We start from the raw sequence: 10569 nt of genomic DNA, 5'->3' as shown, positions 1-10569 counted from the left end.
ATTCTTTTCATTTCATTTTCAGCAGGTGTTAAGTCACCTACTTGCTTAAGCATACCACCCATACCAGGGATCATTTTCATGATTGATGCCATCGAACCTAAGTTCTTCATCATATCCATTTGCTTCATGAAGTCGTTAACAGAGAATTTTCCTTTCTCTAAACGCTTCATCATGCCTTCAGCATCATCCTTATCAATTGCAGCTTCTGCTTTTTCAACTAGAGTTAGAACGTCTCCCATATCAAGGATTCGCCCAGCAAGACGATCTGGGTGAAAGAGTTCAAGATCTTTCATCTTCTCACCAGTTGAGATGAACTTGATTGGAACACCTGTTACGTGCTTGATTGATAGTGCGGCACCACCACGAGCATCAGAGTCCATTTTTGAAAGAACAACACCAGTAAGTCCTACCGCCTCGTGAAAGCTCTTAGCTACGTTTACGGCCTCTTGACCAGTCATTGCATCCGCAACCATTAGAACTTCAGGATTAAGTCCCTCTAGGCTTTGGCGAACTTCTTTGATTTGTCCCATTAGCTCTTCATCAACGTGAAGACGTCCGGCCGTATCGATGATAACAACTTCTTTACCATGCTCTTTTGCGTAGGCCATGGCATCTGCAGCGATATCTTTAGGGTGCTTTCCAAGGTCTGAATCGAACCAGTCCATATTCATTGACTTAGCAAGAGTGATTAGCTGGTCCTTGGCAGCAGGTCTGAAAGTATCGGCAGGAACAAGAAGAACGTTCTTCTTTTCTTTCTTTGTTAGGAAAAGTGAAAGCTTACCAGAGAAAGTTGTCTTACCTTGACCGTTTAGACCAACAACAAGAATTGGAGTGATACCGCCCTCAACATAGTTAAGCTCAGTATTCTTATCCCCCATCGTTTTTGCAAGTTCATCGTGAACGATCTTAATGAATTGCTCTTCAGGGTTAACACCTTTGATAACCTTTTCACCAAGAGCTTCTTCTTTAACGTTGTTGATGAAATTCTTTACAACCTTAAAGTTAACATCAGCTTCTAGGAGCGCAGTCTTTACAAGTTTTAGAGTATCTTCAATATTGCTTTCAGTAATCTTTCCCTTACCCGAGATATTCTTAAACGCTTCTGAAAACTTATCACTTAAATTATCAAACATTCTTGTCGTCCTTATTTTATTTTATTCAAAATTATTTCTAAACATTCACTTGGGTGCGTGGCCCAGTAGTCAGCACTATGATCGCCAAAGCCATCTTTCGTGATTCCACTCTCCCAAAGAGCGCCAATTGATTCGACACCAAAGCCTCTTGCACCTTGCGTATCCGTGTAGCTATCACCAATCATCATAATCTTGTTCTTTGGCATATCTTCAAGCATCTCACTTAGCCCCTGAGGATGTGGCTTAGGAGTCGTATCATCAAGACAGCGAAGTTCCAAGAAATGCTGGAGTACATTTTGGTCATCTAAGATTCTAAGAGTTGACCTGCGATCACGTGCCGTCCAAACATAGAGTTGGAATTCGTGATCGAGAAGATCTAAGATTAGCTTCTTCATCCCGTCAAAGAGCTTGTAGTTATTGCTCTGCTTTGCCGTCACTTCTTTCCAAGTCGTCATAAGCTTGTTTCTCTGTAGCTCAGAGTTGACTGGATCAAGGCCAAATTGATTTGCCGTATAAACAAGGTCTGGTCCATATTTTGAACGGGCCTCATCAATCGATACCTCACGATTTAAAATAATCGTCATCATCTCGGCCACGGCACAAATAACGGCTTCTTTAGATGAAACTAAAGTTCCGTCACAATCAAAAACAATATATCCTCTTGGATTCTCAAAAAACATTAGTAATTATTTCCAAATTATTGAAATATGTTGACCTAATTCTAGCTACTTGCTAAATAAACGCATGGCCAATAATCGCACTTTTTCACCATCTCTTCAAGCTAAGATTGACACTCTAATGGCACGTCGCCCAAAGGTCAAACTTGGTAATATTTCATTTGATTCACCACTTTTATTAGCACCGATGAGTAGTATTTGTACCGCTCCATATCGTTTATTGATGGAAGAGCTAGGATGCGGTGGGACAGTAAGTGAGCTCGTAAGTTGTCACGGAATCAATTACAAGAATGAAAAGACGGTGAAGATGCTTGAGATTCACCCACGTGAAAAGAATATTGGACTTCAACTTTTTGGTGAAGATGGCTCAGCGATGGCCGAAGCCGCAAAAGTGGCCGAGGAAAGAGAACCAAAGTTTATCGACATCAATATGGGTTGCCCAGTTCGTAAAGTTGTAACAAAGGGTGGTGGTTCCGCTCTTCTAAAAGATACATCAAAGCTTGGGAAATTCTTTAATCAAATGAAGAACGCTATTGAAGTTCCTCTTACAATTAAAATTAGAACTGGTTGGGACGAGAATTCAATTAATGCCCAAGAGGTTATTCATATTGCCAAAGAAGAGGGTGTTGAATTCGTTGCTATTCACGGTAGAACAAGAACTCAAGCCTATAAAGGCTCTGCTAATTGGGATCTACTTGAGAGTATTGCCGAGACTTCTCCCCTGCCAATTATTGGTAACGGAGACCTTCACTCTGCGCCTCTGACAAAGCAGCGCCTCATGGCAACTCGTTGCCAGGCACTGATGTTAGGACGTGGACCTCTTAGAAATCCATTTATATTCCTAGAAAGCTTCTTAAATGAAGATGATGATATCAGCTTCACTCCAAGTGACTACCTTGAAGTCATCGAGAGATTTCGTGATTATATGGAAGAGTACACTGATCGCGAAAGAACAGTTCTTATCACCCTTAGAAAGAATATCGTTTGGATGGCCGCAGGCTTCCCAAATGTAACTCACTTTAGAAATGTAATGTTCCAAACACCTGATATCGAAGAAACGATGAAGGTAACACGTGAATATTTCGATGCCATAAAAAATGATCATAAGAAATTAGATCTAACTCAGGCCTTTATGGCCGGAGGACACGGCTAAGACTCCGAAATCACTTCTCATACTAAAGTTTTCCACTTGAAATGTCGAAGAGGCGTAAGTGGAGATAGTGTAAATTACTTTATACTTAATTTTAGAGATGAAGAGACTTTTCAAAAACATTTTCAATACAGTACTCATTAGTACGTTAGCCTTCAATGCGACGGCTTCAGATATGTGTACAGACCTTGAAACTGAAATCTCTGCCATTCACGCAAAACAAGACCAAATGAAGAAAGACGATAAGGCGGACTCTCCTACTCTTATCGAACTCAAAAAAATTCGCGACGCTCAAATGGCCCAAGTCGTTGCCCTAAGAGCACTAAAGAAAATTCGCAATGAATACCTAAGCTTTAAAAAAGAAGCAGAAGTTCTAGATGTCGCAAAGTTATTTGATACAAATACGGCCGAGGCCTTAAAAGAGCTTGAAACTCATACTCAGGCAGTCACAAAATATGCTGTCATTCATTCGACAGTGTCAGCACTAGCAAAGAAGCAGGCCGCAAGTATTGCTGAGAATAACAAAGAAGAGAATGCTTTTGTAAAACTCTTTAATCACTTAAAGGACGGAAACGGAAAAGATCTCTTCTCTTATGTTAAGTCTGCGTGTCGAGGAAAGGACGCTAGTGTACAAAAAGAATGTGAGGTCTTTAATGATTTTACAAATAACTTCGAAATGGACCAAGGCTATGAAGATATGGCCAAGGATACGATTAATAATTATGGTGTTATCCTGCAAAAGATTTACGCCGGAAGCGCAACTGAAAATGATGCAAATGATTTCCTAGAGGCTCACCTAGAAGCTCTTAAGGACGATACTGTAAACATTGCCTTAACAACGACAAAAGAAGGAACACCTTCAATAAAAATCAACACATCAGGAAATAGCTTAAATCTCCTCTCTCATAATGATCAGCTTAAGCACTACTATGAGAATACTATTTTAAAGCTGTACGAAGAAACTTTTGACCATAATGATGACCCTAATATTTTCAATACTCAACAAGGTTCATACGCTTCATTCTACTTAGATAGTGGAATCTCTGATCAGTCATTTAGTGATCTATCAACAGCACTAACTGGCCTTAAAAGTTGTCGTATTAAAATCAAAGAGTGTGATGCAAGTGGTGACCTTGAAAAAATCAAGAATGCTATTAACGACTCTAGGGCGGCAATTGGAAATTACAATACACTTGAAAGTATCTCTCTATACCCGAGTGAAGAAGAAAAGCAGGCAGATAAAAAGAGAAGAGATGACCTAAAAAATGACATTCACTCTTTCTTAAAAGATGCTAGTGACAAGGTCGAGGCCTTAAATAAAACAAGTAAGAGTAATCACAACTTTGGTCAAATCTTAGCGGATAACCTTGCAGAGCTTTGTCCTGGAACACCAGGAGCTTCAACAACAGATATTCTCTATGGTTGTGTTGAAAGTGAGTTGAATGACGAAGCTTTAAATCAAAAAATCAAAGAACGTGAAGAGGCCCTAGGCAACGTTGAAAAACAGATAGCGACGATTTTCACAACAAGGCCAATGAAGGATTTAGAAGTTCTAAAAGCCTTAAACTTAAAAACATATAAGCTAAACTGTAGTGGCTTTAAAGAAGCTAATATCTCTTGTATGCCAACGCTCGAAACTGGTAATGAAGGTATTTCAATTCTCACAAAATTAAGTGATGGAATGGATGACAAGTTAATCACAGAGGACTACTCTCGCTACTTCTACGGTGAGCAAGAGCCAAATGATTATCGTATGACAGATCGATACCTACAAGATTACTGCCACAAGAAGAAGAATAAACGCTGTAATGGTGCTGTGGTTGAGAATGGAGCTAATGGTAACGACGAAGACAATCGTGGCGATGAATTCGATTACGCCTGTCGTGCCCTACACGTTCGAACTTGTAACCTAAAGAAGAACTCATTTGCTCATAGTAGTGTTCAACTTGAAAGTAACGAGTATTTTGACTGGGATCCAGTCTCTGAAAGAATGGTGAAAAGAAAGCATAGAAAGAGCTTCTGGCCTCAAGTTGCCATGTATGCTGCTCAAAATTCTTATGCCTTCATCGGTCCGATGATTTCAACACAACAGCTTAGGGCCCAAATTCCAGGCTATATCTACACAGGTCGCGTGCAACAGCAACAACTCGCCTACCAACAACAATACTATGATTGGTATATGAATAAGCTCGACCTCTCTAGACAGAGAATGTTTAGTGGTAGCAACAACCCGTTCTATAGCTCATATGATTTCTATGCCAATTATGGCTACAGCTTCTAACTGGCCCTAAATCGCACAAATTCTTGTCGTCTAAATTAGTTTCACCTCTAAACAAGAGGGTTTCAAACCTCGTCATATCAATAACTTAGAGCGAACTAGGTATTTCTTACCTTTTCTTTAATATCAACAGGTTAATATAAAGAAAGGCTTCGAATTTCACGAAAAGTGAATGGGTAGGAAAATGTAAACCAATGAAATTTAAAATAAGTTTACTCACATTCATAAGCACACTGATGCTCCTTACATCTTGTATGGAAGCGGCCAATAACCGCCGCTCTAATCTAGATTCAAACGACTCGGAACAAGAGTCTTCAGATTATATTGTCGAAAATCCTACAGACCCTTCATGGTATGCCAAAGGCCAATATGTTGATGGTGCCCTAACCCTTAACTCTGAAGATACGGGAAGTATCTATCTTGTTGGTGGAATTGTTAATAACTACATTGTTTCACAAGATAAGAAGAACTCAGTTTTCTGTCTAATTGGATCAATTAATACAGCAAGCTCAACGGGAGTCGATAAGAAGCCTCAGGTAAGACTTGTGGCCACTCCTATTAAGTCGAGCAAGTCGCAAGAGACAAGTTTAAGAGTTAATATTGCCAATGCTGCTGACAACGCTGCTTTTTGTGGTGGAAACAATATCGTAAGCTATACTTCGACAGGCTCATCTGTTTTAGTTGATGCAAATGAAGCGGCCTATAGCCTTGCGACGATCTGTCCAGAATGTTCAACAAGTTTTACAACGATAACTCTGACACTTCATGAGTCAGTTTCTGGTATCTTAAAACAAGCACCAGTTTCAAGTACATCTGTGAATCTTTCGGGCCTATCGATCACAACGAATGTTAATGGATCTTCTACAACACCAGGTGGTAGTTGTACGAATACTTCATGTCAGCAACAAGGTTATAATTGTTGTCTGAATGGCCAATGTGTTATTGATGGTGAAGTTCGTCCAGAAACGGATCAAAATAGCTCCCAGTACAAAACTGCTCTAGCTGAGATTCTAGAAGATGCTAATAGCTTCAAAAATTATCCTGAACTATTCTATGTATGTCCGATTAATATCGACCCAGATGAAGATGATGATGACGGTTCTGATGGTGACCCAATCGACGATGCCAACCAGCAGTTATTAAAAGACATTGAAGACTATAAGTGTCTACTTGGACAACTCGATAGTTGTGATCCAGATCTCGATAGCGTTCGTGTAAAAGTATGGCAGAAATGTGGATGTTCATTTGAGCCAACTTATATCGGTGGTGAACTACAGCTTGACTCTCGTTGTATTGATTACGGACTAAAGGCAGAAAAGAATGCCAACGGAAATATTTTAAATATTCAATGTGATATTCCAGTTCTAGAAAATGAAGATAAGCCTTTTCAAAATTTATCAGTTCTAGTTTCAGGAAAGAGTGCCCCTCACCGCTTCTTCTCTCTTGCGGGAACTCCTTATGATGACCTAACTGAGATTCCAGAAGGAACAAATCAAGAGGGAGATACATTCTACTACCTAGATGATGCCAATAAGGCAGGGCCTTTAGAAACTTCATATAATATGAATGCAGTTATTGGTCAGATGACACTTGATCTTCAACAAGCTCAACCGGCCAAGGCCCTTGATGTTGAAGTTGATAAGGTTTATATCGTTTCAGTTACAAGTGGCTACGCGACTCCTTGTCCATACTGTCAGCAAGATGCTTGGCAAAAAGTATTTAGCTCACAGCCTGAGACAAGTAAGGGTTACGGTCTAACTTGGCGTGGCTATACAACTGACCGTGCACAAATTGGAAGTAATACAACATACGGAAACTATGAAGATACTATTTTTGGACGTGCATGTTGGGTTCCTCCAACGATGCTACCTAGTTCACATATTAGTTATGCAGATGCCGGTGTTCAAAGAAGAAATCGTCTTGAAACTCAAGCGGCCATGTTTGTTAATGGTTATCAAAGAGATTGGTATGGTTTTAATCAAGGAGCACTTATTGGCTCATTTGATGGAGTTTCGTGGTTCTCAGTTGGAGCAGGAAGACGTGTTCGCTCAACAACTCAAAAGCTTTTTCTAGCAATCAATGCTCCATTTGCAGACCTTGCTCAGAATACAAATTACACAGTATCAGTGGTCGAAGACCTTGGTGGACAAACAGCAGCAGATTACGATTGGGACTTTTCAAAAGACCCATCAGCAGCAGGACAAGGCTACGGTGCTAGTTGCCAGTATATGCATGCCTGTAATGTTGATAGTGACTGTGTTGCCAAGCTTGGTTGGGAATATGCCTGTGCCCAAGTAACGGACGTTAAAACAAATTGGCCTAAATTTGATATTGATGCCTTTGAAAGAAATAACTATTCAAGAGAAGGTGTTTCACTCTCTTCTATCCTAAATACAAATATTAGTAGTGGGCAAAATAAGAGATGTGTTTACCGTGGAGCTGGTTCTCTTTGCAAACTAAGTCCAACAACGAATGTAAAGAAATCAACTCATACAAAGCTTCTAACTTGTGCGCCAAATTTTTACTGTGCGGCGCTCGATTCAGCAAGCTTTTCAAAAGAACTTATTCGCTCACCTAATGAGCCAACAGCAATTCTCTATGGACAAGCGGCCAGCATTTTAGGTCGACCAATTACTTATAGTAACCGCGGGGAAGAGTTACCGACAAATATTCAACAGGCCATTGCTGCTAACCTATCGATTTACGCAGCATCTGGAACATTTGGCCCAGGTGATGTTGGACTTTGTGTTCCAGGACGATCAACTGATACAACAAATGGCTTTGAAAGCCGTCACGAGTCTGAGGATAATAAGAATCGTACCGACTATATCTCTCAAATCGCTTCTTGTAATGAAGATGCAACAGGAGTAAATCGTACACGTTCATGTCCAGTATTTGATACTGATGGAAATTATGTAACAGTTGAAGATGCTTCAATCAATGTACCTTCTGTTTTACAAAATATGTGTTCAGCTGCTTCAGTTGACACTGACGAGTCCTCTTCTTTCAAATCAATTGAAGCAGGACTTGTCCAAGATATCCTTCAACTACAAACAGAAACACTTGCAGCAAATGCCTGTATTAGAAGAGCAGGAGCTGTTTGCCATACAAATTTAGACTGCGGACCTAACCGCCTTCATGCAGATGTTGCCAGAGGGCTCTCTCCTTCTAGCTTTGGTGACACAATAGCAGAACAGAAATTTTGGGAAGAAGAGCTAGTATGTGGTCAAAGCCAACAAGAGCCTCTACTTAATACAATTCTTGCTGGTAGTTATTATAACTACGACATGGGACAAAACCGTTGTTGTCGTGAAATCTCAAAAGACTTCACAATGTACACACAGGTTGAGACAAATACGTCATTCCCTGGTTATGACTCACAAAACGAGGCATTAAACACAAGAACAACATCTAATGACTCTCCAGATGCAACAGGACGCTATTCACGCTATATTGCTTCAGAGACTTATAACACTAGTTCAATTGAAATGAAGATTGAACCAGGAGCTCTACCAGATACTGGTCAGGCCCTAATCATCAACGAAACAGGACAATCAAATTGTTGTGGTGGTGGTTTCATTAGAAAATTTGAAGATGGAACAAATAACTGGACTGCTGGTGGACGCTTAAACCTTTCACCGACAAAGTTAGCATGTCTTAACTACTCGATGAAGTCTTGGCGTGAAGAGCTTCAACCACTCTATCGTAATAATTGGCTAATGGAGTACTCTTTCATGAGCTCAATTGGTGGATACCGTACTTATAATGGTGAAGTTGGACAGCCGTTTGTATGGCTTAGACCAGGTGATCCTATTGGAAGTATTCAAGCAAATATTGATCCAAGCTCTAGTGCAACTCCTGAAAATATCAATACATCTTCACCTATTGATGGGCGTATTAGCTTCTACCCTGCTGATGAGTCAGGAACGCTATTTAATACGAAAATCGCATTTGGACTTTATCAGAACACAGGTTTTAATGATACATTCAATGCACCTTACTCACCAGTCGTTGTGAAGCCAGCTGGTTTCAATAACCCTATTGCCCCGGCACTTGGAGCTGATGATCTTGAGCAACAAACTCTTGCCATCTATATTCCTGACTACGTTAATGGTGCAACAATAAATGATGTTATCCTAAACTATATTACAGATCCTGATGCGACAGACTTTTCAGATCTATCAACTCACGATGAAGCGGCCATGACAGAAGTTATCTGCCCATCGGTTGCAGGTGCAGAACTTGCTCTTGCATCAATTGGTCAGCCAGCCTACTGTACAGTAACTGAGAATAATCTAAGATATATGTTCTTTAGAATTAATAATGACTTACTTTCTGCGCCGACACCGATGCAAATTGGTTGGGTTTCTTTTAGATATGACTTCCCAGCTAGTGCCTTTGGAACTATTCCTGGTGGTCAAAAGTACTACGAGAGTATCTTTGAAAGATATGAACTTCTTGGTGTACCTCAAGTAACGTATGAGGCCATTCGTTGTAATGATGAAAAGGCAAACCCATTAGCACATACTTCAAATGAAGGACGACTTGTTGAAGGTATCTATAATGAAGTAAGTGATCCGTTCTTTACAGATCCTGATCGAATTCCAGCAACTGATCCTAATATTGGAACTGCTGATGATATTGATAACCAAGTCTATTACAAGACTGATGGATCAACGATTGCCCTACCACAAATCTTTGCGGCAAACGATTTTAAGTGTTGTTCAAAGCTTGGAACAAATGTCACAGACCCAGGTTCTATGTGTTGTTCAGGTTTTGGTGTCTTAAACGAAGATAATACATATGAGTGTCGTCTCCCTAGTGGGACAAATATCAACACATATCTAAACCTGTTTATCTCATCAGAGGGTATCGTTACAGAGAGTGCGGATATGTCACTTGATCCAGAAAAGCATTATGACTTAAGAACAGGGTTTCCACTTGTTGAGGGTGCCAATGCTGATCAAGTTAAATCAAAGCTAAATCAAATCGGTAACCGTTTCTGTCAGCTTGGGAAAGTGAGAACAGGTAGCGCCTTTGATAATTACTATCCACAGCCTGCTGCTGGTTATTTTACAGAAGATACACAGCTACAAGGCTATAACTCAATTGTCGATTCAATGGATGACTTAACAGCTGATGATGCGAATTACTCAAGCTTCATTAAAGGTTTCCGTTGGAATCACCACTTCTACTGTGAATAAGATTCAGACACTGTTCATTTCTTAGACAGCACAATCTTCACACCTAACTAAAATTCAACAACTTGGCCTATCCGTTTTTTGGCACACCTATTGCTTTATACATAGTATCTAATTTTAAAAATGAAAA

5 protein-coding genes are annotated in these 10569 nt (G+C 40.1%); 3 read left to right on the top strand and 2 right to left on the bottom strand.

Going from position 1 to position 10569, the window contains the following annotated elements:
• Together ffh and ABMA79_RS03665 are read right to left on the bottom strand one after the other, a co-directional pair.
• Window positions 1–1133 (bottom strand): signal recognition particle protein (gene ffh, locus ABMA79_RS03670; RefSeq protein ID WP_393090386.1); only part of this gene is annotated, 1133 nt, incomplete at its 3' end.
• An 11-nt stretch (window positions 1134–1144) separates the two neighbouring features.
• A complete protein-coding gene (locus ABMA79_RS03665; RefSeq protein WP_393090383.1) occupies window positions 1145–1813 on the bottom strand; it encodes an HAD family hydrolase in 669 nt (222 codons plus the stop codon).
• Window positions 1814–1877: 64 nt separating this feature from the next.
• Here ABMA79_RS03665 and ABMA79_RS03660 point away from each other — a divergent pair, with 64 nt between their 5' ends.
• From ABMA79_RS03660 to ABMA79_RS03650, 3 genes are all read left to right on the top strand, one after another.
• Window positions 1878–2963, top strand: a complete 1086-nt coding sequence (locus ABMA79_RS03660; protein WP_392856233.1) for a tRNA dihydrouridine synthase — start codon at window positions 1878–1880, stop codon at window positions 2961–2963.
• Window positions 2964–3060: 97 nt separating this feature from the next.
• Window positions 3061–5241, top strand: coding sequence for a hypothetical protein (locus tag ABMA79_RS03655; RefSeq protein ID WP_393090380.1), 2181 nt, complete (start codon window positions 3061–3063; stop codon window positions 5239–5241).
• 191 nt (window positions 5242–5432) lie between these two features.
• Window positions 5433–10442 (top strand): hypothetical protein, encoded by a 5010-nt coding sequence (locus ABMA79_RS03650; RefSeq protein ID WP_393090377.1) that lies wholly within the window; start codon window positions 5433–5435, stop codon window positions 10440–10442.
• Window positions 10443–10569: the final 127 nt, after the last annotated feature.

Source organism: Halobacteriovorax sp. HFRX-2_2 (assembly GCF_043196705.1).
GTDB lineage: Bacteria > Bdellovibrionota > Bacteriovoracia > Bacteriovoracales > Bacteriovoracaceae > Halobacteriovorax_A.
Note: the sequence above shows the minus strand (reverse complement) of the source record. Positions and strands in the feature narration are given on the sequence as shown.